At 73.2% G+C, this 22904-nt stretch carries 23 protein-coding genes and 1 pseudogene; 15 read left to right on the plus strand and 9 right to left on the minus strand.

The window, feature by feature from the left end:
• Positions 1-3 precede the first annotated feature (3 nt).
• Complete coding sequence (locus ACEPPI_RS22545) at positions 4-396, plus strand: FKBP-type peptidyl-prolyl cis-trans isomerase (protein WP_373917055.1); 393 nt, start codon at positions 4-6, stop codon at positions 394-396.
• Positions 397-594: 198 nt separating this feature from the next.
• Here ACEPPI_RS22545 and ACEPPI_RS22550 read toward each other — a convergent pair.
• A pseudogene (locus tag ACEPPI_RS22550) lies at positions 595-1272 on the minus strand (transposase); the annotation flags it as partial.
• A gap of 155 nt (positions 1273-1427) precedes the next feature.
• Here ACEPPI_RS22550 and ACEPPI_RS22555 point away from each other — a divergent pair.
• The 9 genes from ACEPPI_RS22555 (at position 1428) to ACEPPI_RS22595 (ending at position 10043) form a co-directional block, all read left to right on the plus strand.
• The gene (locus ACEPPI_RS22555; protein ID WP_373917056.1) at positions 1428-2384 is read left to right on the plus strand and encodes a helix-turn-helix transcriptional regulator; all 957 of its coding nucleotides are present in this window, start codon (positions 1428-1430) and stop codon (positions 2382-2384) included.
• Positions 2385-2427: 43 nt separating this feature from the next.
• On the plus strand, positions 2428-3396 hold the full coding sequence (locus ACEPPI_RS22560) for a helix-turn-helix transcriptional regulator (protein WP_373917057.1): 969 nt from the start codon (positions 2428-2430) through the stop codon (positions 3394-3396).
• A gap of 15 nt (positions 3397-3411) precedes the next feature.
• Positions 3412-3639 (plus strand): hypothetical protein, encoded by a 228-nt coding sequence (locus ACEPPI_RS22565; protein WP_373917058.1) that lies wholly within the window; start codon positions 3412-3414, stop codon positions 3637-3639.
• Positions 3640-3662: 23 nt separating this feature from the next.
• Positions 3663-3863 (plus strand): hypothetical protein, encoded by a 201-nt coding sequence (locus ACEPPI_RS22570; RefSeq protein ID WP_373917059.1) that lies wholly within the window; start codon positions 3663-3665, stop codon positions 3861-3863.
• Between the two features lie 202 nt (positions 3864-4065).
• A complete protein-coding gene (tatA, locus tag ACEPPI_RS22575; RefSeq protein WP_280915020.1) occupies positions 4066-4362 on the plus strand; it encodes a Sec-independent protein translocase subunit TatA in 297 nt (98 codons plus the stop codon).
• Positions 4363-4416: 54 nt separating this feature from the next.
• Positions 4417-5379 (plus strand): twin-arginine translocase subunit TatC, encoded by a 963-nt coding sequence (gene tatC, locus ACEPPI_RS22580; protein ID WP_373917060.1) that lies wholly within the window; start codon positions 4417-4419, stop codon positions 5377-5379.
• Positions 5380-5461: 82 nt separating this feature from the next.
• A complete protein-coding gene (locus ACEPPI_RS22585) occupies positions 5462-6349 on the plus strand; it encodes a diacylglycerol kinase (RefSeq protein ID WP_373917061.1) in 888 nt (295 codons plus the stop codon).
• A 46-nt stretch (positions 6350-6395) separates the two neighbouring features.
• Positions 6396-9248: a DEAD/DEAH box helicase gene (locus ACEPPI_RS22590; RefSeq protein ID WP_373917062.1), complete on the plus strand. Its 2853-nt coding sequence runs from the start codon at positions 6396-6398 to the stop codon at positions 9246-9248.
• Positions 9249-9338: 90 nt separating this feature from the next.
• Positions 9339-10043, plus strand: a complete 705-nt coding sequence (locus tag ACEPPI_RS22595) for a helix-turn-helix domain-containing protein (protein WP_373917063.1) — start codon at positions 9339-9341, stop codon at positions 10041-10043.
• Here ACEPPI_RS22595 and ACEPPI_RS22600 read toward each other — a convergent pair.
• From ACEPPI_RS22600 to ACEPPI_RS22615, 4 genes are all read right to left on the minus strand, one after another.
• Positions 9979-10956, minus strand: coding sequence for a pseudouridine synthase (locus ACEPPI_RS22600; protein ID WP_373917064.1), 978 nt, complete (start codon positions 10954-10956; stop codon positions 9979-9981). The two genes, ACEPPI_RS22595 and ACEPPI_RS22600, sit on opposite strands and share 65 nt — an antisense overlap.
• Before the next feature lie 18 nt (positions 10957-10974).
• Positions 10975-12567, minus strand: a complete 1593-nt coding sequence (locus ACEPPI_RS22605) for a serine hydrolase (RefSeq protein ID WP_373917065.1) — start codon at positions 12565-12567, stop codon at positions 10975-10977.
• Positions 12568-12834: 267 nt separating this feature from the next.
• Positions 12835-13680 (minus strand): siderophore-interacting protein, encoded by an 846-nt coding sequence (locus tag ACEPPI_RS22610; RefSeq protein WP_373917066.1) that lies wholly within the window; start codon positions 13678-13680, stop codon positions 12835-12837.
• A 48-nt stretch (positions 13681-13728) separates the two neighbouring features.
• Positions 13729-14634: a 5'-3' exonuclease H3TH domain-containing protein gene (locus tag ACEPPI_RS22615; protein ID WP_373917076.1), complete on the minus strand. Its 906-nt coding sequence runs from the start codon at positions 14632-14634 to the stop codon at positions 13729-13731.
• Between the two features lie 225 nt (positions 14635-14859).
• Here ACEPPI_RS22615 and ACEPPI_RS22620 point away from each other — a divergent pair, with 225 nt between their 5' ends.
• The 4 genes from ACEPPI_RS22620 to ACEPPI_RS22635 all read left to right on the plus strand — a co-directional run bounded on the left by ACEPPI_RS22620 (position 14860) and on the right by ACEPPI_RS22635 (position 19030).
• Complete coding sequence (locus tag ACEPPI_RS22620; protein ID WP_373917067.1) at positions 14860-14985, plus strand: hypothetical protein; 126 nt, start codon at positions 14860-14862, stop codon at positions 14983-14985.
• Between the two features lie 610 nt (positions 14986-15595).
• A complete protein-coding gene (locus tag ACEPPI_RS22625) occupies positions 15596-17560 on the plus strand; it encodes a peroxidase (protein ID WP_373917068.1) in 1965 nt (654 codons plus the stop codon).
• Between the two features lie 128 nt (positions 17561-17688).
• The gene (locus tag ACEPPI_RS22630; protein WP_373917077.1) at positions 17689-18294 is read left to right on the plus strand and encodes a helix-turn-helix domain-containing protein; all 606 of its coding nucleotides are present in this window, start codon (positions 17689-17691) and stop codon (positions 18292-18294) included.
• A 4-nt stretch (positions 18295-18298) separates the two neighbouring features.
• Positions 18299-19030, plus strand: coding sequence for a helical backbone metal receptor (locus ACEPPI_RS22635; protein WP_373917069.1), 732 nt, complete (start codon positions 18299-18301; stop codon positions 19028-19030).
• On the opposite strand, the gene ACEPPI_RS22640 is transcribed toward ACEPPI_RS22635, so the two are convergent.
• Positions 18999-20123 (minus strand): TDT family transporter, encoded by a 1125-nt coding sequence (locus tag ACEPPI_RS22640; protein ID WP_373917070.1) that lies wholly within the window; start codon positions 20121-20123, stop codon positions 18999-19001. The two genes, ACEPPI_RS22635 and ACEPPI_RS22640, sit on opposite strands and share 32 nt — an antisense overlap.
• 70 nt (positions 20124-20193) lie before the next feature.
• Between ACEPPI_RS22640 and ACEPPI_RS22645 the strand changes: the two genes are divergently transcribed.
• Complete coding sequence (locus ACEPPI_RS22645) at positions 20194-21117, plus strand: LysR family transcriptional regulator (protein ID WP_373917071.1); 924 nt, start codon at positions 20194-20196, stop codon at positions 21115-21117.
• An 11-nt stretch (positions 21118-21128) separates the two neighbouring features.
• Here the strand turns inward: ACEPPI_RS22645 and ACEPPI_RS22650 are convergent, their stop codons facing one another.
• The 3 genes from ACEPPI_RS22650 to ACEPPI_RS22660 are packed head-to-tail and all read right to left on the minus strand — an operon-like array spanning position 21129 to position 22782.
• Positions 21129-21371, minus strand: a complete 243-nt coding sequence (locus ACEPPI_RS22650; protein WP_373917072.1) for a DUF397 domain-containing protein — start codon at positions 21369-21371, stop codon at positions 21129-21131.
• Positions 21368-22162, minus strand: a complete 795-nt coding sequence (locus ACEPPI_RS22655; protein ID WP_373917073.1) for a helix-turn-helix domain-containing protein — start codon at positions 22160-22162, stop codon at positions 21368-21370. Before ACEPPI_RS22655 ends, ACEPPI_RS22650 begins: the two co-directional genes overlap by 4 nt.
• Positions 22163-22221: 59 nt before the next feature.
• Positions 22222-22782, minus strand: coding sequence for a hypothetical protein (locus tag ACEPPI_RS22660; protein WP_373917074.1), 561 nt, complete (start codon positions 22780-22782; stop codon positions 22222-22224).
• Positions 22783-22904 lie beyond the last annotated feature (122 nt).

The following is a 22904-nucleotide window of genomic DNA, read 5'->3' on the forward strand; positions in this document are numbered from 1 at the left end:
CGTATGAGGAGCAGTTCCGTGAGCCAGAAGCTCGAGAAGCCCGAGATCGACTTCCCCGAGGGCGAAGCCCCGAAGGACCTCGTCATCGAGGACATCTGGGAGGGCGACGGCGCCGAGGCCAAGGCCGGTGCCATGGTCTCCGTCCACTACGTGGGCGTGGCCTTCTCCACCGGTGAGGAGTTCGACGCTTCGTGGAACCGCGGCTCCGCGCTGCAGTTCCCGCTCGGTGCCGGCCGCGTCATCGCGGGCTGGGACCTGGGCATCGCGGGCATGAAGGTCGGCGGCCGTCGCAAGCTGACGATCCCGGCGCACATGGCCTACGGTGACCGCGGCGCGGGCGACGCGATCGCCCCGGGCGAGACGCTGATCTTCGTCTGTGACCTGATGGCCGCCTGATTCACCGGCAGTCACCGTGAGGGCCCCCGCCGTGAGGACCCTGTTGGTCAATTCCGCCCCGCTGGATCTCATCCAGCGGGGCGGAGTGCTGCGAAGGGTGAGATGCGGGTTTTGGCGAGTGGTCTGCCGGTGAGCCAGGCGTCGAGGCGGGCGAGGTTGATGGCGGCGCCGGTCAGCTGATGCTGTAACGGTTTTGGCAAGGCCGCGGTAGCGGGATCGGCGCAGGCCGAAAGCCTGGACGGCTTGGGAGATCGTGCCCTCGACGCCGGCTCGGTGGCCGTAGCGGCGGCGCCACTGGTCGGTGTCCTGCTCGGGCCGGGTCTGCTGGAGGATGTCGTGCTCGACGCGGGGCCGCAGGGTGAGGTTGCGGCCGGTCTTGGCATCGGTGCACGAAGTCCTCAGCTCGCAGGGGCCGCAGTCCCGGGCGGCGAACCGGACACGGGTCACCGGCGTGCCCCGGTGGCTTCGGGCTTCTCGCCACTGAACGCTGGTCCGGCCGCCGGGACAGACAGCCCGGCGCTGGCCCCAGTCGACGGTGAAGCGGGTGCTGTCGAAGAAGTCGCCGGTGGCCTGTTCCCGGTTGGTGATCTTCCCGATCGGTCCGACGAGGTCGATACCGTGATCGCGGCGGGCGTGGTGGACCTGCTCGGCGCCGACGTATCCGGCATCCACCAGATGCTCGTCCGGCACAAGCCCCCGCTCGGCCAGGGCAGTGTGGATCTCCTCCAGGACGACGACGTCGTTGACCGGTGCCGGGGTGGTGTGGACGTGGGTGATCAGGTGCGGAGCGTCGGGCTCGCAGGTCTCGCTCAGGTGCCAGCTCCACCCCACGCAACGACACCGAACCCCACCCCTGAACACGACAACGGCCTGCACAACCCCAACGGGGTCGTACAGGCCGACGTCACGCAGGCCCTCACCGATTTACCAACAGCGTCCGTGAGGCGGGGGCCCTCGCTTTTGTCCGGGACGGCCGGGGCGGTACGGTCAACGGTCACGAGTGTGTGTCGAGGAGCGGGGGAACGGCGTCGATGGCGATTGCCAAGGCCGAGCGGCTGATGAATCTGGCGCTGTGTCTGCTGGGGACCCGTCGTCCCCTCAGCAAGCGCGAGCTGCGCGGCTCCATCGAGGCTTACCTGGAAGCCGGGAACGACGAATCCTTCAACCGGATGTTCGAGCGGGACAAGGACGATCTGCGCGAACTCGGTCTGGTGATCGAGACCGTGGAGAACCTGGAGGGGGAGACCGGGTACCTGGCCCGCCGGGACAGCAACCGGCTGCCTCCCGTCTCGCTGGACGCCGAGGAGGCCGCCGCCCTGGGGCTGGCGGCCAAGGTGTGGCAGCAGGCCCGGCTCGCCGGGGCGGCCAGCGGCGCCCTGCAGAAGCTGCGGGCCGGTGGGATGCCGGAGGCCGGTGACCCGTACGAGGGCCAGCACAGTGCCATCGAGCCGCGCATCCCGGTCCACGAGGCGGCCTTCGAGCCGCTGATGCTGGCCTGCCGTGACCGGCGGCCGGTGGTCTTCGAGTACCGCAAGTCCAACGCCGCCCGGCCCGAGCCCCGTCAGGTCGAGCCGTGGGCCCTGGAGTGCTGGCGCGGTCACTGGTACCTGGCCGGGTACGACCGCGACCGCGGGGCGGAGCGCGTGTTCCGGCTCTCCCGGATCACCGGGAAGGTCCGTTCGCGGGCAGGGAAGTACACCGCCGAGGTGCCCGACGTGGTGACCGTACGGGAGACCGTGGCGAGCTGGGCCGGGGAGGGCGGCGAGCGTTCCGCGCTGATCCGCCTGCGGGCCGGGGCCGGGTACCCGCTGCGGGCCAAGGCCACCGCCGTGCGCGAGGGCGCCGACGGCTGGGACGAGCTGGAGGTCCCGTACGGGCACGGGCTCGACGCCTGGCTCGTGGAGTTCGGTCCGGACGTCATCGTGGTCGAGCCGGCCGATCTGCGGGCCGACGTGGTGGACCGGCTGCGCGCCGTCGCCCGGGGCTGACCGCACCATCCGTAGCAACGCCCTGAGGGGGAGACGTACCAGCATGGCTGCCAACGCCATCGACCAGACCCGCCGGATGCTGTCCCTGGTGACCTACCTGCGCGAGCGGCCGGGCGCGCACGTCGCCGACGTCGCCCGCGCCTTCGGGATCACCGAGGACGAGCTGATCTCGGACCTCGACGTGCTGCCCATGTGCGGGACCAGCTTCCGCGGCGGGGACCTGCTCGACATCGACACCGACGGGGAGCGCATCTGGTGGCGCAATCCCGACGCCTCCGGGGAGTCCACGGCCGAGCCGCTGCGGCTGGCCGCCGACGAGGCGACGGCCCTGCTGGTCGCCGCCCGCGCGGTGGCGACCCTGCCGGGGCTGCGCGAGGGCGACCGGGACGCGCTGCTGCGCGCCACCGCGAAGCTGGAGGCGGCCGCCGGGGAGGCGGCCGGGGCCAGCTCCCGGCTGTCGGTGACCTTCGAGTCCGAAGGCGGGGTCTTCGCGGACGTCGACCGGGCCATCGCGGAGCGGCGGCGGCTGTGGCTGCGCTACTACTCGCCCGCCCGTGACGAGCTGACCGAGCGCACCGTCGACCCGATCCGGTTGTTCGCCGTGGGGCACACCTACATGGAGGGGTGGTGCCACCTCTCGGAGGCCCGGCGCACCTTCCGGCTCGACCGGGTGGCCGAGATCAGGCTGCTGGACGAGCGGGCCGAGCCGCCCGCGATCGAGCCCCGGGACCTGTCCGAGGGGCTGGTGCAGCCGGCCGCCGAGGACCCGGAGGTGGTGGTCGAGGTGGGGCCCGGCGGGCGCTGGGTCGCCGAGTACTACCCGCACGACAGTGCCGAGGAGCGGCCCGACGGCGGTCTGCGGATCACCCTGCGCAGCCCCGACCCTGCCTCCCTGCGCCGGCTGGCGCTGCGCCTGGGCCGGGACGGCCGGATCGTGTCGCCTCCGGAACTGGCACAGAGCGCGCGGAAGGCCGCCGCAGAGGCACTCGCGGGGTACGGGGAACGGATCTAGGGGGAGCGGGCAGCGATGTCGCCATCATCCGGGCCGGCGGCGGTCACCTTCAAGGCGGCCTGCCCCGAGTGCCGGGCCCGTTTCGAGCTGGCCGCGGACGCGCTGCGGCTGGCGATCGGCCGGCGGGCCACCTTCTACTCCTTCACCTGCCCCCAATGCTCGGCCGCGGTCCGTAAACCCGCAGGTGAGCGCATTGTGGAGCTGCTGACCGGCGGTGGGGTGAGCACGCTGCGCAGCGTGTGAGGCGGGCGCGCTAGGCTCGTCCCATGCTGTGGCCGATGCTCGCAATTGTCCTGGGCTTCCTCGGGGTCGCCGTCCTCGCCGTGCTGGCCGTGCGGGTCTTCCTGGAGGTGCGGCGGCTGTCGGGGCAGGTGGCCCTGGCCAGCCGCCGGATCACCGAGGCCTCGGGGGACCTGGAACGGGCGGCGGCCGACCTGGCGCGGGCCGGGCAGGGGCTGCGGCCGTAGGCGCGCGGACCATCGGCCCGCGCATATGGAATCCGTGGAGGAGGACCCGTACCGTCGGTGCGGTAAGCAAGCGGGGATACCCCGGGGGATTGCCGGGCGTTAACCCTCGGGGGTTACGATCCTTGTGAGAGAGGGTGCCGGAGCTCCGTCCGGAGGCGCCGGGCCACCACAACCAGCCGTTTCGGTGAGAAGGAAGACACACATGATCGGCAATCTGAAGCCCCTTGAGATCCTTCTGATCATCGCTGTCATCGTGCTGCTGTTCGGTGCCAAGAAGCTTCCCGAGATGGCCCGCTCCCTGGGCAAGTCGGCCCGGATCCTCAAGAGCGAGGCGAAGGCCATGAAGAAGGACGGCGAGCCCGAGGACGCCGCGGCCACCGCTCCGGTCGCCGACCAGGCCCCGGCCCAGCCCGTCGCCCCGCGCACCATCCAGGCCGCTCCGGGTGACGTCACCAGCGCCCGCCCGGTCAGCGAGCCGAACCGCACCACCCAGGCCTGACATCCGGCGGTCGCCCGCCGTACGAGTCATCTGTAACGAGACAAGGGACGTGGGTTGCTCAAGTCTGCCCGCAAGCAGGGGAACAAGGACCGGGCCAAGGACGCCGAAGGGCGCATGCCGCTGGTCGAGCACCTGCGTGAGCTGAGAAACCGCCTGCTGAAGTCGGTGCTGGCGATCGTCGTGGTGACCATCGTCACGGCCTACTTCTACCGGCCGATCATCGACTTCCTGCTGGAGCCGATGCTCTCGTCCGTCGGCTGCACCAACGGGGCCACGCACCAGCGCAACGGTGCCCCCTGTGCCGAGATGACGACGAACGGCCTGACCGCGCCCTTCTCCATCGCGCTGAAGGTCGGCCTGTCCGCGGGCATCGTGATGTCCGCGCCCGTCTGGCTCTACCAGCTGTGGGCGTTCGCCGCCCCGGGCCTGCACCGGAACGAGAAGAAGTACGCGCTGAGCTTCGTGGCGGTCGGCGCCCCGCTGTTCCTCGCCGGCGCGGTGCTCGCGTACAAGATCCTGCCGCAGACGGCGGAGATCCTCCTCGGCTTCACGCCGGACCACGTCAAGAACCTGCTGCCGGTCGACGACTACCTCGACCTCGTCACGCGCATGGTCGTGGTCTTCGGCCTCGCCTTCGAGCTGCCGCTGATGCTGGTGCTGCTGAACTTCACCGGTGTGCTCAGCGCCAAGCGGCTGGGCAGCTGGTGGCGCGGCATGGTCCTCGGCATCACGATCTTCGCGGCCTTCGCGACGCCCACCGGTGACCCGCTCACCATGCTGACGCTGGCCTCCCCGATCGTGGCCCTGTACTTCATCGCCCTGGGGATCTGCCTGCTGAACGACCGGCGCCGCCGGCGCGCCAACCCCGACGCCGACCTCGACGACGACGAGGCCTCCGAGGTCGACCTGACCCCGGCCCCGGTCGGCGCGACGGAGCGGGCCCCGGCCGCCTCCGCGCTCCCCGAGCAGGCCGACGGCGGCCGTCGGCAGATCAACGGTTACGACGACGCCACCTGACGGGTGCGCCCCCGGCCACCGCCGGGAGGCGCCCCCCGGGAAACGGGTGAGCGCGGAGATCACCCTCGGGTACATTCCCGGGGTGTCCTCAGAGATCACCCTCTTCGTGAATCCCACCGCGGGACGCGGCCGGGGCGCGCACGCCGCGCAGCCGGCCGCTTCCGCGCTCCGGGAGGCCGGATTCTCCGTCCGGACCGTGGTCGGCACCGACGCGGCCGACGCCCTGGCCCGGCTGCGCGCGGACGTCCGCGACGGCACCGGCGCGGTGATCGCCGTCGGCGGTGACGGGGTGGTCTCCCTCGCCCTCCAGGCCCTGGCCGGGACGGCGGTCCCCCTCGGCGTGGTCGCGGCCGGCACCGGGAACGACTTCGCCCGCTCGATGGGACTGCCCGTACGGGAGCCCGAGCGGGCGGGGCGGCTCGCCGCCGAGGCCCTCAAGGAGGGCCGGATACGGGAGATCGACCTCGGCCGCGCCGATGACACCTGGTACGGGACCGTGCTGTGCTCCGGCTTCGACTCGCGGGTCAACGACCGCGGCAACCGGATGCGGCTGCCGCTCGGCCGCTTCAAGTACGACCTGGCCATCCTCGCGGAGCTGGCCGCCTTCCGGCCCTTCCCGTACCGGATCACCCTCGACGGGGGCCGGGTGATCGAGACGGAGGCCACGCTCGTGGCCGTCGGCAACGGGTCCTCGTACGGCGGCGGGATGCGCATCTGCGCGGACGCCGAACCGGACGACGGGCTCTTCGACGTCACGGTGGTCGGCGACTGCGGCCGCGGCACCCTGCTGAAGGTGTTTCCGCAGGTCTACAAGGGGACGCACCTCTCCCACCCCAAGGTCACCGTGCACCGGGCCGCCGAGGTCACCCTGGAGTCGGCCGCGCTCACCGCCTACGCCGACGGGGAGCGGCTGGGCCCGCTCCCGGTGACCGCGCGGTGCGTCCCCGCAGCCCTGCGGCTGCTCACTTAAATGATCGCGACTGTTGTCGGAGGGGGCGGGTAGGCTCGACAGCAAGATGACCGAAGAACTCTCCCCCGCCGAGCGGTACGCCGCTGCCCGGATCCGCGCCGCCGAAGAGGCCACCGCCCTGGCCCCCTTCCGCGAGATGTACGAATTCGACCTGGACCCGTACCAGGTCGAGGCCTGCAAGGCACTGGAGGCCGGCAAGGGCGTCCTGGTCGCCGCCCCGACCGGTTCGGGAAAGACCATCGTCGGCGAGTTCGCCGTGCACCTCGCGCTCCAACAGGGGCGCAAATGCTTCTACACGACGCCGATCAAGGCCCTGTCGAACCAGAAGTACGCCGACCTCGTCAAGCGCTACGGCGCCTCCAAGGTGGGCCTGCTGACCGGCGACAACAGCGTCAACTCCGAGGCGCCGGTGGTCGTGATGACCACCGAGGTGCTCCGCAACATGCTCTACGCGGGCTCCCGGTCGCTCCTGGGCCTGGGCTACGTCGTGATGGACGAGGTGCACTACCTCTCCGACCGGTTCCGCGGAGCCGTCTGGGAGGAAGTGATCATCCACCTCCCCGAGTCGGTGACCCTGGTGTCGCTGTCCGCCACCGTCTCCAACGCCGAGGAGTTCGGCGACTGGCTCGACACCGTGCGCGGCGACACCGAGGTGATCGTCTCCGAGGAGCGGCCCGTACCGCTGTGGCAGCACGTGATGGCCGGCCGGCGGGTCTACGACCTCTTCGAGGAGGAGTCCGACCACGGCGGCCGCGGCTCCGCGCGCCGCGAGGTCAACCCCGACCTGCTGCGCATGGCCCGCGAGGAGAACACCCGTACCTACAGTCCCAAGGACCGGCGGCGCGGCAAGATGGTCCGCGAGGCCGACCGCGAGCGCGAGCGCCGCTCCCGCGGCCGGATCTGGACCCCCAGCAGGCCCGAGGTCATCGCACGCCTGGACGGCGACAACCTGCTGCCCGCCATCAACTTCATCTTCAGCCGGGCCGGCTGCGAGGCCGCCGTCCAGCAGTGCCTGTACGCGGGCCTGCGGCTCAACGACGACACCGCGCGGCTGAAGGTCCGCGAGATCGTCGAGGAGCGGACCGCCTCCATCCCGGCCGAGGACCTGCACGTCCTGGGCTACTACGAGTGGCTCGAAGGCCTGGAGCGGGGCATCGCCGCGCACCACGCGGGCATGCTGCCCACCTTCAAGGAGGTAGTGGAGGAGCTCTTCGTCCGCGGTCTGGTCAAGGCCGTCTTCGCCACCGAGACCCTCGCGCTGGGCATCAACATGCCCGCGCGCACGGTCATCCTGGAGAAGCTGGTCAAGTGGAACGGCGAGCAGCACGCCGACATCACCCCCGGCGAGTACACGCAGCTGACCGGTCGGGCCGGGCGGCGCGGCATCGACGTCGAGGGCCACGCGGTGGTGCTCTGGCAGCGCGGCATGGACCCGGTGGGGCTGGCGGGGCTCGCGGGTACCCGTACCTATCCGCTGCGTTCCAGCTTCAAGCCCTCGTACAACATGGCCGTGAACCTGGTCCAGCAGTTCGGGCGGCACCGCTCGCGCGAGCTCCTGGAGACCTCCTTCGCGCAGTTCCAGGCCGACCGCTCCGTCGTGGGCATCTCCCGGCAGGTCCAGCGCAACGAGGAGGGCCTGACGGGCTACCGCGAGGGCATGACCTGTCACCTGGGGGACTTCGAGGAGTACGCGCGGCTGCGCCGCGACCTGAAGGACCGTGAGACGGACCTGGCCAAGCAGGGCGCGGCGCAGCGCCGGGCACAGGCGGCCAGTTCGCTGGAGCGGCTCAAGCCGGGCGACGTCATCCACGTGCCGACGGGCAAGTTCGCCGGGCTCGCGCTGGTGCTGGACCCGGGCGTGCCGGCGGGGCGGGTTCACGGCCAGCGCGGGTACGAGTACGCCGAGGGTCCGCGCCCGCTGGTGCTGACCGCGGAGCGGCAGGTCAAGCGGCTCGCCGCGATCGACTTCCCGGTGCCGGTCGAGGCCATCGACCGGATGCGGATCCCCAAGACGTTCAACGCCCGTTCGCCGCAGTCCCGCAGGGACCTGGCGACGGCGCTGCGCAACAAGGCCGGTCACATCGCGCCCGAGCGGCACCGTCCGGGCCGGGCGGCGGCGGCCGACGACCGCGAGATCGCCCGGCTGCGGGCCGAGCTGCGCGCGCACCCCTGCCACGGCTGTGACGAGCGTGAGGACCACGCGCGTTGGGCGGAGCGCTTCCACCGGCTCAAGCGGGACACGCAGCAGCTGGAGCGGCGCATCGAGGGCCGGACGAACACCATCGCCCGCACCTTCGACCGGATCCACGCGCTGCTGACCGAGCTGGACTACCTGCGCGAGGACGAGGTCACCGTGCACGGCAAGCGGCTCGCCCGGCTCTACGGCGAGCTCGACCTGCTGGCGTCGGAGTGTCTGCGCGAGGGGGTCTGGGAGGGGCTCAGCCCGGCGGAACTGGCGGCCTGCGTCTCGGCGTTGGTCTTCGAGGCCCGGCAGTCGGACGACGCCGTGCCGCCGAAGGTGCCGAACGGTCCGGCCAAGGCGGCGCTCGGCGAGATGGTCCGGATCTGGGGCCGGCTCGACGCGCTGGAGGAGGAGCACCGCATCAACCAGGCGGAGGGCGTGGGCCAGCGCGAGCCGGACCTCGGCTTCGCGTGGGCGGCGTACCAGTGGGCCTCCGACAAGAGCCTGGACGAGGTGCTGCGCGAGGCGGAGATGCCGGCCGGTGACTTCGTGCGCTGGTGCAAGCAGGTCATCGACGTCCTGGGGCAGATCGCCGCGGCGGCTCCGGGCTCCTCGGCCCCGGCGTCCTCGGCGGGCGGGAGCACGGTGGCGCGCAATGCCCGTAAGGCCGTGGACGCCCTGCTTCGGGGTGTAGTGGCCTACAGCTCGGTCGGATAGGCCCTTTTGGGTCTTCCTCTAAAGGCCGGGATGGCCGGATCTCATCTCTTGCCATGATCGTTTGAGCGTGTCCTGTGCGACGATCGGCGCATGACCGGTGGAACGGACGAAGGACCGAGACGGGTCGGCCGGCCACGCGCCGACCAGCTCAGACCGTACAGCGGCCGGCCGCCGCGCGAGGAGCTCCTCTGCGCGGCGGCCGAGCTCTTCACGGTACGCGGGTACGCGGCCACCACCACACGGGCGGTGGCCGAACGGGCCGGACTGCGCCAGGCCACGATGTACCACTACTTCGCCGGCAAGGAGGAACTCCTCGCCGAACTCCTGGAGTCCACGGTCACGCCCTCCCTGGTCCTGTCGCGGCGGCTGCTGGCCGACGGCGGCCGGCCCGCCGCGCACCGGCTGTGGGAGCTGTGCCGCTCGGACGTGCTGCTGCTGTGCGGGGGACCGTACGACCTCGGCGCCCTCTACCTGCTGCCGGAGCTGCGGGGTCCGCGCTTCGCGCCGTTCCGGCGGATGCGCGACGAACTGCGCGACGCCTACCGGACGTTGCTGCACGCCACGTCCGTGGGCGCCGAACTCGCCGGGGACGCCGAGGGTCTGACGCTCCGCAACGACCTGGTGTTCGGCATGATCGAGGGCGTCATGCTGATCCACCGGTCCGCTCCGGGCCGCCCGGTGGCGGCCTTCGCCGAGGCGGCCGCCGACGCCGCCCTGCGGATCGCGGGCCTCACGCCGTCGCCGGCCCCGGATCCCGTTCCCAGCCTTCCGGGTCCTCCCAGGCCCGCAGGGTGAGGTCCGTCTCCAGGCGGTGCTCCAGGCCGGTGACCGGATCGGTGAAGGACAGGGTCCGGGCCAGCAGCTGGAGCGGACGGCGGTAGTCCGCCGGGTCGGCCGCCGCGGCCACCACCGGGTAGACCGGATCGCCGAGCAGGGGCAGGCCCAGCGCGTTCATGTGCACCCGCAGCTGGTGGGTGCGGCCGGTGTGGGGGGTCAGCCGGTAGCGGCCCAGGGGGCCCCGGGTGCCGGTGAGCTCGACCAGGCTCTCGGCGTTGGGTTCGGCGTCCGGGACCTCGACCGCCGCCATCACCCCGCGCACCTTCTCGATGTGGCTGCGGACCACACGGGGCAGCTCCACCGCCGGGTCGTGGCGGGCGATCGCCTCGTACTCCTTGCGGACCCGGCGCTCCTGGAACAGCAGCTGGTAGGCGCCGCGGTCCTCGGGGCGGATGCTGAACATCACCAGACCCGCCGTCATCCGGTCCAGCCGGTGCGCCGGGCTCAGCGCCGGCAGGTCCAGTTCCTCGCGCAGCCGGGCCAGGGCGGTCTGCGTGACGTGGCTGCCGCGCGGGATGGTCGCCAGGAAGTGCGGCTTGTCCACCACCAGCAGGTGCCGGTCGCGGTACACGACACCGATCGGGAACGGTACGCGCGGCTCGGGGGGCATGTCCCGGTGGAACCAGAGCCAGCCGCCCGGCTCGTACGGGTCCTGCGGGCGCAGCACCCGGCCGCCCGTGCCGAGCACCCGCCCGCCGGACAGCAGCCGCGCCATCGATTCGGCGCCGCGCGTGCCGGCGTAGCGCTCGGTCAGATAGTCGCCGAGGAGCCGCCACCGCCCGTCCGGGTCGGGGGGCAGGCGCATGCGGACCGGGTCGATGCCGGCGATCTGGGGGAGCGGTGCGGGCGGGATGTGGGATCTGCGGCTCATCGGGACCAGGGTAGGGGGCTACTGCAGGGTGAAGGTGCCGAGGTGGTTCTCGTCCAGGTACTCGACGCGGACCGTGCCGTTCGAGAAGGTGACGCCGGTGCGGCCGACGGCGTTCTCGCCGGTGGTCACGAAGCTGAAGGTGTCGCCGTCGTAGTGGGTGAGGGGGAAGCGCAGCGGCCCGGGGCCCAGGGAGAGGACCAGGCCCTGGCCGTCGGGGGCCGTGGTGACGGTGAGGGGGCCGTAGTACGGGTTGCGGTAGGTGCCGGTGTACGCGGACGGGTCGCGGGCGGGCTTCGCGCCGGCGGGCGGGTGCGCGTAGTCGGTGGGGGAGCGGTCCGCGTCGGCGAGCCCCGCGTAGAGGGAGGCGGTCAGGGGCAGCCAGTCGGTGGTGGGCCGGCCGTGCTCGGCGGTGTCGAAGAAGTCCAGGGCCACGGCGTCGGCGAGACCGGCGGGGGCGCCGTTGGTCAGGACGACGATGCCGAGCCGTTCCAGGGGGAGCATGGTCACGTTGGAGTTGGCGCCGAGCTCGAAGGCGCCGGAGTGGCTCAGGCGCAGCCGGCCGGCGTCGTCGTAGCCGACGTTCCAGCCGAGGCCGTAGAACTGCGGGGTGCCGCCGGGCGTCCGTGCCTGGGCGACGATCTCGGGGACGCGGGTGCGGTTCAGGGTGTCGGCGGGGACGATCCGCTTTCCGTCGAGGGTGCCGTCGGCGAGCTGGAGGCGCAGCCAGCGGGACATGTCGCGGGCGGTGGAGCTGACCCCGCCAGCCGGGGCCTGGGCGTCGGCGTCGCGCACGTAGCGGGGGCTCCAGGTGCCGTCGGGGTTCTCGACGTGACCGTAGGCGCGGTCGGCGGCGTGTGCGTAGGCGGAGAACTCGGTGCTGGTACGGGTCATCCCGGCGGGCTTGAAGAGGGTGTCCTCGCTCAGCTTCTGCCAGCTGACGCCGTGCGCGCGGGCGACGGCCTCGGCGGCGGCGGTGAGGCCGAAGTTGGTGTAGGCGTAGCTCGCGCGGAAGGGGGAGAGGGGTTCGAGGCGGAGGTGGCCGAGGATGTACGGGCGGTCGTAGCCGAGGTCTTCGAGGAGGTCCCCGGCATGGTCGGGAAGGCCGCTGCGGTGCGAGAAGAGGTCGGCGGCGGTGACGTGCGCGGTGACCCAGGGGTCCTTGAGCGCGAAGCCGGGCGGGGCGGCGCCCAGCGGTTCGTCCCAGGCGGCGGGGTCGGTGAGGGTGGCGGCCACGACGGTGGAGGAGATCGGCTTCGAGAGGGAGGCCAGCTGGAAGACCGTGTCGGGGCCGACCTTCGCCGGGTCCCCGGTGCGGCGGAGGCCGAAGCCCTTGAGGTAGACGACCCGGTCGTCGTGGACCACCGCGACGGAGAGGCCGGGCACGCCCGTGCGGCGCATGCCGTCGGTGACGGTGGCGTCGAGACGGGCCACGGCGACGGCGACGGCGGAGTCGCTCAGCAGGGGTTTCGGCGGCGGGGGCGGTTTCGGGGCCGGTGACGGTGACGGGGCCGGTGACAGGGCCGCCGAGGCTCCCGCGGGGGCGGCGGTGGCCGCCGCCGAGGCGAGGAGGAACACGGCTCCGGCCAGTCCCGCGGCGCGGAGCGTACGCATGGGGTCATTGTCACGCCGGGCGGCCGCCCCTGCCCGTCGGCTCCGCCGGCCGCGGGGAGGGGGCGGGCGGCCCGGTGGGCGGGGCCGGGGGCTGCATCCGGCGCGGCGCCGTTGCCGGGGGCGCCGCCCCCCGACCCCCGCGCCTCAAACGCCGGCGGGGGCTGGATCGCCGCGGAGCCGGCGGGGCCGGATGCGGCGGACGCCGGCTGGGTCGGATCGCCGCGGAGATCGGCGGGGTCCGGGCGCCGCGAAGGTCGGCGGGGTGGGTCAGGCCGCCGCGGCTGTGGTGAGGTCCTGTTCGGCCTCCACCGTGGCGTTCCAGTCGCGCTTGATCGCGCGCCAGCCCTCGTCCGTCTCGCCCTGGCGCCAGTAGCCCGAGATCGACAGGCGGTCGCGCGTGATCCCGCGGTCCAGGCGGAGGTGGCGGCGGAGCTCCTTCACGAAGCCCGCCTCGCCGTGGACGAAGGCGTGGACGTCCGGGGAGGGGAACTCCAGCGAGGTGACGGCCTCCACGAGGGCCGCGCCCACCGGACGGTCCCCGCGGTGCAGCCAGACCGGGACGATCCCGTCCGGCGTGGTGATCTCCTGCTCGTCGGCCGGGCCGTCGATCTCGATGAAGGCGTGCACCCGCGCGCCCACCGGCATCCGCTCCATGGCGGCGGCGATCGCCGGAAGCGCGCTCTCGTCGCCCACCAGGAGGTGCCAGCCGGCCATCGGGTCGGGAGCGTAGGCGCCGCCCGGGCCGAGGAAGTGCACCGTTTCGCCCGGCTGGACGCGGGCCGCCCAGGGGCCGGCCAGCCCCTCGTCGCCGTGGACGACGAAGTCCAGGGTCAGCTCCCGGCGCGTCGGGTCCCACCCGCGGACCGTGTACGCGCGCTGGCGCGGCCAGGCCTCGCGGTGGTGCGTCGCGCGGATCCGGTCCAGGTCCCAGGGCTCCGCGTAGCGCACGCCCTCGGGGGCGAACAGCAGCTTCACGTAGTGGTCGGTGTACACGCCCGCGCCGAAATCAGCCAGCCCGTCACCGCCCAGCACGAGCCGGACCATGTGCGGCGTCAGCCGCTCGGTGCGTACGACGACTGCGGTGCCGACAGTGCGGGCGCGTCCTTCTGCCACGGCGTCTCCCCTGAACTTACGAAGCTTAGGATTACCTAAGTTAGCACCTCATGGGCGCAGCGCGCTGCTCAGGCGGGACACTGCTCCTCCCAAACCCCACCGATGGGCGAGTGCGTCCACCAGTTCCGGCTGTGCCGGAAGGTGCGGAAGGGCCGGGTCGAAGGCCGGGATCGGCACGTCGGAGGCCACCTTGACGACCTTGGGCGCCACCGCCAGATACGGCCGGGATTCCTCCAGCCGCTTGCGCTGGGTGGGGGTCAGCTTCGACTTCGGGTCGCCGACCGCGGCCAGGATGCCCGCGAGGTCCCCGTACGCGTCCAGCAGCTTCGCCGCCGTCTTCTCGCCGATGCCGGGAACGCCCGGCAGGCCGTCGCTCGGGTCGCCGCGCAGCAGTGCGAGGTCCGCGTAGCCGGGGCCGTCCACCCCGTACTTCTCGCGCAGCCAGGCCTCGTCCGTGACCTGGAGGGTGCCGACGCCCTTGAGGGGGTACAGGACGCGGCGGCGCCGGGCGTCGTCCACCAGCTGGTAGAGGTCCCGGTCGCCGGTGACGATGTCCACCGGGCCGGTCGCCCGTGCGGTGAGCGTGCCGATCACGTCGTCCGCCTCGTACCCGGCGACGCCGACCCGGGCGATGCCGAAGGCGTCCAGGGCCGCCTCGATGATCGGCACCTGCGGGGCGAGGGTGTCCGGGGTCTCCTCCACGTCGGGGCCGGTCTCCGTCTCCTGCGCGACCCGGTGCGCCTTGTAGGAGGGGATCAGCTCCACTCGCCAGTGGGGCCGCCAGTCGGCGTCCATGCAGGCCACCAGGTCGTCCGGGCGGTGGTCCTGGACCAGGCGCCCGATGAAGTCGAGCAGCCCGCGGACCGCGTTGACCGGGGTGCCGTCGGGGGCCTTCACGGAGTCCGGCACGCCGAAGTAGGCGCGGTAGTAGAGGGAGGCGGTGTCCAGGAGCATCAGGCGTCGTGTCGTCACGGAGACGATGATGCCGCACGGGCGGTGGGGGCCGGTGGGGCCGACGGGGCCGCGGGCGGTGGCGGCGCCGACACTCCATCCGCCACTCCCGCCGTCACTCCAACAGTGCCTCCGGCGCGCGCGGGGGCGGGCTTTCGCGGAGGGTGTTGATCACTGGCAGGACGTTCTGCCCGCCCGGTCCCCCCATGCGAGGAGTCTCGGACGCCCATGGCCGCCGTCATCGCCGTCGTCGCCGCAATCGCCGCCGCCGCTTCCGTCGCCGCCGCTGTCCGCGCCGTTCCGGCCGCCGGCCCGGTGGGCGGGGGGCTCATAGGCGCGGTCCTGATCGGGTGACGGGTCCGTCCACGGGGTGGCGCCCGGTCGGGGCGGCCCCGCCCCGCACCCGCGGCCGAGTCCCGGGCGTCGTTCCACGATCGACCCGTCGAGGGGCCGGGAGACCGCGGCGGCTTCCCGTGGCCGCCTTCCGCTTCCGTGCGGTTGGCCTGCGGCCCGCGGCCCACCCACCACCCTCCCGGGACCCGGCCGGGAGCCGGGGCTGACCCGGGGCTGACCGGGCCCTGAACCGGCCCCGAAGCGGGCCCGACCCGGCCCGACCCGACCCGGCCCGGCCCGACCCGACCCGGCCTGACCGGACCGGACCGGACCCGACCGCGGCCTGCCCCGACCCGGCCTGACCCGGCCCTGGGCCTTGCCCCGGGCCTGACCCGACCGACTCGACCCAGCTCCACCCGGACCGGCCCGCCTGCACCCGGACAGGCCCCGCCCCACCCCGGCCGGACCAGGCCTGAACCGGACCCTGGCCCTGGACCCGTACCCCGCCGCACGGCACGGTCCGCGCTCGCGCGGGCCCAAAGCCCGTACCCCGTGCTCCCCGCGCCCCGCCCCGTCGCCGCCCGACGCGGCCGGGGGCGTTCTTCCGTTCGTTCCCCACCCAGGAGTTCCCATGGATGCCGTCCCCTCCTCCGCCCCCGCCCGCCGGACCGTGATCATGGCCGGCGCGGGGGCCGCCGCCCTCGCGGTGTGTCCCCGCACCGCCGCGGCCGCGACGGCCGCCGCGGCGCCCCTCGCGGACCGGCCGGCCGAGGCCGCCGAGCTGCCCCTGCGCGCGGACCGCACCACCCAGGGCGACGTCCTGGCCGGCTCCCGCAAGGACCAGGCCTGCCTGCTGCTCCTGCACTTCCGGGACGTGGTCCTGGCCCGCCGCTGGCTCGCCCGGCTGGTCCCCGAGCTCTCCACCACCGAGGAGATGGCCCGCTTCAACGCCCTCTTCAGCGCGGCCCGGGTCAAGGCGGGGGGCACCGACCCGGCCTCCCTGTCGGCCCTGTGGACCGGACTCTCCCTGACCTACCCCGGGCTGCGGCTGTTCGCGGGACGGGACCCCTTCCCCGCGGTGCCGGCCGGCAGCACCGCCGAGGCGTTCAGGCAGGGCGCCGCCCTTCGCGCGGAGGCGCTCGGGGACACCGGCGCCAGCGCCCCCGCGTCCTGGCTGTTCGGCGCCGAGGAACCGCGGCGCGCCGTGCACGCGGTCCTCAGCCTCTCCGCGGACGACCCCGACCGGCTCGCGAGGAGCGTCACGCGCCACCGGGAGGCCCTCGCCACCGCCGGCGCCACGATCGTCTTCCGGCAGGACGCCGGCACGCTTCCCGGAGCCCTGCGCGGTCACGAGCACTTCGGGTTCACCGACGGCATCAGCCAGCCCGGCGTCCGCGGCTTCCATGCGCCCGACCCGGAGACGGGGACCACCGTGCAGGGCAAGCCCGGGACGCGGCTGGTCCCGGCCGGGGAGTTCCTCGTGGGACAGGAGAAGGCCGGGCAGCGGCCCGCCGGGCTGCCCGCCTGGGCCACGGGAGGGTCGTTCCAGGTGGTGCGCCGTCTCGCCCAGGACGTCCCCGGCTGGTGGGAGCAGGCCCGCCGGCGGCTGGTGGAACTGAAGAAGGCCGGGGCCGCGCCGCCGGACGCGACCGCGACGTGGGTCGCGGCCCGGTTGGTCGGCCGCTGGCCCGGCGGCACCCCCATCGCGGGCTGCCCGCTCGCCGAGGTGCCGGGCCCGGTGGGCACCGACCCGGACGCCCGCCTGACTTACCACGAGGACGCGCAGGGCTGGCACACCCCGCTGTTCGCCCACATCCGCAAGGGCAACCCGCGCGACGGCCTCGTCCCCGGCCCCGGCCGGCCCGCCCTCGACCCCGGCGTCCTCGACAACCGCCGCATCATCCGGCGCGGCATCCCCTTCGGCCCCGCCTACGACCCCCAGCACCCCGAGGGCGCGGGCGGCCCCGACACCCCGCGCGGACTGCTGTTCATCGGCTACCAGGCCGACCTGGTCCAGCAGTTCGAGTTCGTCGCCAAGAAATGGGTCAACGAGTCGGACTTCCCGGCCGGCCGCAACCCGCGCGTCGGCGCCGACCCGGTGATCGGTCCGGACTCACCGGTCACCTTCGAGACCGAGTCGGACAGCGGCAGCCGGGCCTGCACCCTGCGCTTCGGCCGCTACGTGCGCACCCAGGGCGCCCTGTACGCCTTCACCCCCTCCCTGCCCACCCTGCTGGCCCTCTCCCGGGGCACCCTCGACGACTCCGTCGAGGTCCACCCCGGCACCGTCCTGCGGGCCGGCGACGTCCTCGACGCCGGTGCGGTCCGCCTGACCCTCGACGCCGACGGGGACCTCGTCGTCCTCGACCGCTCCGGGGCCCACCGGTGGAGCGCCGGCACGGCGGGCACCGGCCACGACGCCCTCTTCTCCCGCGACGGCGAGCTGACCGTGCGCACCGAGGCGGGCGCCTCCGTCTGGACCAGCGGCACCGCCGGCCACCCCGGCGCCCGGCTGCTGGTCAAGCCGTCAGGTGACGTAGTGATCCTCGACGTCGACCGTGTGCTGTGGCGCGCGCCCGGGGGCCACGTAGGGTGACCGGGGGACCACGGGACACCACCGGGGTGGGGCCCGGTGGGCCCGTGCGGGCGAATCCGGGGGCGGTTGCTGGCTAAGGTGCTTACAGCACACCGATGTGCACCAGGACAGGGGAGGGCAGCCCCGAGATGAACGACAAGGAAGACGGCAACGACAAGGAGAAGGACTCCAAAGAGCCGCTGCGGGTGGGCGTGGCCGTGCGCAAACGGCGCCGCGCGCTCCACTTGACCCTCGCCGCGGTGTCGGCGCGCAGCGGCCTGTCCGTCCCCTTCCTGAGCCAGATAGAGAACGAACGGGCCCGCCCCAGCATGCGATCGCTGGAGCGGGTGGCCGACGCGCTGGAAACCACCGCGGTCGAGCTGCTGGCCGCCTCCGACACGGCGCGCACGGTGGACCTCGTACGGTCCGGTGACGAGTCCGGGCTGAGCCCGGTGATGGGCGTACGGCCCCTCGTGCGCGGTCACCACCAGCTGCACGCGCTGGAGTTCACCGGGGACCAGGACGCCGGACGCGAGTACCAGCACCGCAACGACGAGCTGATGTACGTGGTTTCGGGCGCCTGCCAGGTGGAGGCGGAGGGGCGGGCCTACCGGCTGGAGAGCGGGGACGCGCTGTTCCTCTCCGGTGGGGTGCGCCACCGCTGGCGGGCCACGAGCGAGGACACCAAGCTCCTGGTCGTGGCGGTGGGCGACCACATCCACGCCACCTCCGAGCCCCCCTCGCCGGAGCACTGAGCCGGTGCGCGTCGTCTCGCTCGTGCCCTCCCTGACCGAGGCGGTGGCGGTGACCGCCCCGGGGCTGCTCGTGGGGGTGACGGACTGGTGCACGCACCCGGCGGACTTCGGGGCCGCGGTGCGGATCGGGGGGACGAAGAACCCCGACGTGCGGAGGATCGCCGGCCTGCGCCCGGACCTGGTGATCGCCAACGAGGAGGAGAACCGGCTCCCGGACCTCGACGCCCTGCGTGCGGCCGGGGCGGAGGTGCTGGTGACCGAGGTCCGGGACCTCCCGCAGGCCTTCGCCGAGCTGGACCGGGTACTGGTGGGGGCGCTGGGGCTGGAGCGGCCCGAGTGGCTGGACCGGGCGGAGGCGGCCTGGGCGGCTGTGGAGCCGCCCGGGGAGCTGAGGGCCTTCGTGCCCGTCTGGCGCCGGCCCTGGATGGTGCTGGGCCGGAACACCTTCGCGGGGGACCTCCTCGCCCGGCTGGGGGTCCGCAACGCCTACGGGGACCACCCCGAGCGGTATCCGAAAGTGCCGGTCGCCGAGCTGGCGGCGAGCGGTTGCGATCTGGTGGTGCTCCCGGACGAGCCCTACGCCTTCAGCGACGGGGACGGCCCGGAGGCCTTTCCGGGCCTCCCGGCCGCCCTCGTCAGCGGACGCCACCTGACCTGGTACGGGCCCTCGCTGGCTGAGGCCCCGGAGGTGCTGGGCAGGGCGCTCAGCGGGTCGTGGGGAGCAGCCGGCCGGTGAACAGGCCGCGCAGGGTGTGGGCGGCGGTCGCCAGCCAGGCGGCGACCAGGCCGAGGAACAGGGCGGTGGCCAGCCAGGCGAAGGCGTCCAGGCCGGTGTGCCGGGCCAGTCCGGCGGAACCGGTGACGCAGGTGCCGACGGGGAAGGTCAGCGCCCACCAGGTCATCGCGAAGCCCATGCCGTTCCGGGCGGCCCGGACCAGCATCGAGGCTGCCAGGGCCAGCCACAGCAGGGCGAAGCCCATCACGGGCACCCCGTAGACCACGGCGAAGGCGGCCAGTGCGTCGGCGTAGGGGGCGGTGATCGCGCCGGGGGCCACGTCCGCGAGCTGGTTCACGGCGGTGGTGGACTGGCCGAGGGGGCCGAGCACCAGGAACAGGGCCGGGGTGAGGGCCAGGGGCAGGGGGCCGCTCACGATCAGCCGGCCGAAGACCAGGGGGAGCAGCATCAGCGTGGCCAGCAGGCTGATGCCGAACATGGCGTAGCAGGCCAGCAGCAGCGCCTCCCGGGGCTGACCGGCGGGCAGGTGGGGCACGAGCAGGGGCCCGACGGCGGCGGAGACCATGGGGGAGACCACGGGCAGCAGCCAGACGGGGCTGGCCTGCGAGGCCTCGACCTTGTGCCGGACCACCATCAGGTAGGGCACCAGCACGGCCATGACCAGGCCTATCGCGGTGCCGGCGGTGAAGAGCACGGTGTCCGCGGCGACGGCGGCGCCGGTCCCGATGATGTCCTTCCCGACGATCAGGGTGCCGGCCCCGACGGCCAGCAGGGCCATCGCCAGGCACCCGTAGAAGGGGGCCACGGCGGGGTCGAGGAGGTGGGCTCGGGCCTGGTCGCGGTGGTGGAGCCAGTGCCCGGCACGGGCGGTCAGCAGGACGGCGAGGGCCACGGCCGACAGCGCCCAGACGAGCTGGCAGGCCACGCGCTGGCCCGGGAGCTGGTACGGGAGGGTGGCTCCCGCGTTGGCGATCATGGCCGTGCCCATGACGGAGGCGTACCAGTTGGGGCCGAGGTGGCGCAGCGCGGGGACCTTGTGGGTCCGGGGCGCGATGTCGATGACGGTGCGGGGTCGCACGAGGGTGGTGGCCATGGGTCCAGCCTCCCGTCGCTCCGGACCGTACGGCAGGGATCACCTGTCTATAAGGCCATAAACTGATGTTATGGGTGATGAGGAGACGGTCCCGCTGGCGCACCGCGTGCCGGACCTGGGTGCGATGGAGCTGCTGCTCACGGTCGCGCGGGTCGGCAGCCTGAGCGGTGCCGCGCGCCGGCTGGGGATCACGCAGCCCGCGGCGAGCAGCCGGATCAGGGCGATGGAGGCGCGGCTCGGGGTGGCCCTGGTGGACCGCTCCCCGCGCGGCTCGACGCTGACGGCCGAGGGCGCGCTCGTCACGGACTGGGCCCGGCGGGTCGTGGAGGCGGCCGAGGCCTTCGACGCGGGGGCCCAGGCGCTACGGGGCCGGCGCGACTCCCGGCTGCGGGTGGCGGCCAGCATGACCATCGCGGAGTACCTGCTGCCGGGCTGGCTGATCGCCCTGCGCGGGGACCGTCCGGACACGGCGGTCTCCCTGCACGCCGGGAACTCCGCCGACGTGGCCCAGCGGGTCCTGGCCCACGAGGCGGACCTCGGCTTCGTGGAGGGCCTGTCGGTACCGGAGGGCCTGGACTCCGCCGTCATCGCGCAGGACCGCCTCCTGGTGGCGGTCGCCCCGACGCACCCGTGGGCCCGGCGGTCCAAGGGGGTCGCGGCGGAGGAACTGGCCGGGACCGCCCTGATCCTGCGCGAGCGGGGCTCGGGGACCCGGCAGGTCCTGGACGCGGCCCTGGCCCGGTCCGGGGGACTGGCGGCCCCGCTGCTGGAGCTGGCCTCCACCACCGCCGTGAAGGCGGCGGCGGTCAGCGGCGCCGGGCCGTGCGTGCTGTCGGAGCTGGCCCTGGTGGACGAGTTGGCGGCCCGCCGCCTCGTCGAGGTTCCCGTGGCGGGGGCCCCGCTCGCCCGCGCGCTGCGCGCGGTGTGGCCCACGGGGGCCCGCCCGGCGGGCCCGGCCCGCGACCTGCTGTCGCTGACCCGGCGGCGCCCGTAGCGTCCCGCCGTTCAGCCGAGCCGCGTGAGGAACGCCTGCCAGGCGGAGGCGGGGACGGCGAAGGCCGGGCCGTCCTCGCCGAGTTTGGAGTCCCGGACGTGGACGGTGTGGGGGCAGGCGGCGACCTCGACGCAGGCGGCATCCTCGAAGTCGCTGTACGTCGACTTGCGCCAGTCCAGGGCAACTTCGACGCAGGCGCCACCTTGGCCATCGCTGTAGCTGGACTTGAACCACGTCAGACCGGTGCTGCTCATAGTTCCTCCGCGACCTGTTTGATGAACTCGGCTGATTCCGCTGCGCCCAGGGCGTTCAACCGGATCATGCCATGCGCCTGCGTGAGGGCGCCGATCTTGTCGGGGTCCGAGTACGCAGCACTGGTCTCTTGGCCGTCGCACCATGCCCAGGCATGGTGCTCTGGGGTTTGCAGCAGGATCATGGGACCGCTGAGGGCGACTCCTGAAATGCGGCCCAGCGGAAGCACCTGGATGCCGACATTGCGCAGCGTTGACAACTGCAGGATGTGGTGTAGCTGTTCGTGCATGACCTCCGACCCACCAGTCTTGGTGTGGAGGGCAGCCTCATAGATGATGAAGTTGTAGATGGTGCTGGCGCGCTGAGTCATCGTGGCTTGCCGTGCGAGTCGTCCGCGGACTCGCTCCTCAACCGTCTCGTCATCTGGTGGCGGGTAGCTCTCATGCATGAGTACGCGCATGTAGGGCTCGGTCTGTAGCAACCCGGGGATGAACAGGGGCTCGTACCAGTTGATGCCGAAGGCCTCTGCCTCTGCCTCCATGTACTCCTCGGACCGCTTCGGATACGGCTCGGGCTTCATGTAGTCCGCAGCGGCGACCAGCTTGCCTCCAGCGCCGAACATGGCGTCCGCGACCCGCAAGAGGTGCAGCGTGGGGCGGCGCCGACCCTGCTCCATGGACTTTACGTACTCGGCCGCGTAACCGGCCTCCTCTCCCAGTTCCTCGCGGGACTTGCCCGCCTCTGTCCGCCACAGCTTGATCTGGTTGCCCCCGTACCGCCACGCCTCGGTCATCGCCGCGCCCCGCCCCTCGCCGAACCGCTGTCCGCCCGGCCCTTACCCCGCCGCTCCCGTCACGGACCGTCGTTCACCCCATCGGATGACCGGAGGGCCTTCGTCAGGAGCCCGCCCGCGAGGATCAGGGCCACGCCCAGCCACCACACGTTGACGTCGAAGACCAGTACCGCGATGCCGATCGGCACCAGCAGGCCGGCCAGGGGCAGCATCAGCGAGGCCCTGCCGGGGGCGGGTCCGCCGGCCGCGCGGGCGCGGACCACCTGCGGGTACCAGACGGTGAACCGCAGCGCCGCGACGATGACCAGGATCTGGATGATCCACCCCGTCCAGATGTTGTTCGGGTTGTGCAGCACCAGGTCCCCGTAGGCGCCTGCGACGGCCGCCACCAGGAAGGCCAGCCCCCACGCCCCGGTGATCATGTAGTTGGTCCGCAGGAAGGCGGGCGCGTGCCAGAGCGACGGGTCGACCTGCTCCCGCGCGTACTGCAGGGTGAACGGCATCCCCACGGCCATCGAGCCGAAGGCGATCACGGTCAGGGTGAGGCTCGCGACCTCGCCCGCGTACGTCTCCAGCCAGCGCAGCGTGCCCTCGCTCGCCAGGGCCCCGACCACCGCCATCGCCGCGAAGAAGGGTCTGCCGCACGATCGGGTGACATCTGAACTGGCTTGCCCTGTGGGGCAGGTGGGAAGGATGTCGCTGTGCCAAAGCCCTATCCGGAAGAGTTCCGCCAGGACGTCGT

The sequence above is a fragment of the Streptomyces sp. AB3(2024) genome, from assembly GCF_041862025.1.
Classification (GTDB): Bacteria; Actinomycetota; Actinomycetes; order Streptomycetales; family Streptomycetaceae; genus Streptomyces.